The organism is Psychrobacter sp. T6-1 (genome assembly GCF_052258445.1).
The window spans coordinates 1-568 of record NZ_JBQQFC010000788.1 but is presented as its reverse complement, the minus strand read 5'-3'; the positions used below and the strand labels follow the sequence as shown (position 1 = coordinate 568).

The following is a 568-nucleotide window of genomic DNA, read 5'->3' as shown; positions in this document are numbered from 1 at the left end:
ACAGGAAAGTACATGAAATAAAATAACGTAGCATATTTATTTTTGGGCTAAAAAATTTATTCATTGTTTGAAATTTACCGAATTTTAAGACTGAATGAAAGTTAAAACTAATCATATATTGAAAACTACACCACTTCAATCGCATCGATCTGCTGCATCATCCTACGCATAATCGCCGTTATCTGACAAAAATACACCCTAAAAACAAACATTTAATATAAAACCTCTGTTGTGCTTATCCCTATAGACGCGTTATAGTCAAAGCGTACAGGATGCTGATGCGCCATTAGACCCGTCAGTTATCGAACCCATGACTTTACCAAGGATGCGTGAGGTATTTATGAATAAAGAAGCGACCCAATCTCAAAACCAGAGCCAAAGCCAAGACAAGAATGACGACACTAAAGGGACTCAGAGCCAGACCACGACAGAGGCCAAAGCGACTACTAGTGCTGCCAATACAAAAGCGCCCGCCAAATCCAATAAACCACCCCAACCCTTTGATGAATTAAAGGTCAATAAAGATGAGTACCGCCCCGTCGCGCAAGCAGTTGGCGACTGGCTCGAT

The 568-nt window shown here is 40.8% G+C and carries 1 protein-coding gene; it reads left to right on the top strand.

Annotated features, from left to right (window positions below; translation table 11 throughout):
- Positions 1-340: 340 nt before the first annotated feature.
- The coding region (locus tag ACTXGO_RS15990) for a hypothetical protein (protein ID WP_443575214.1) at positions 341-568 on the top strand (228 nt) is incomplete at its 3' end.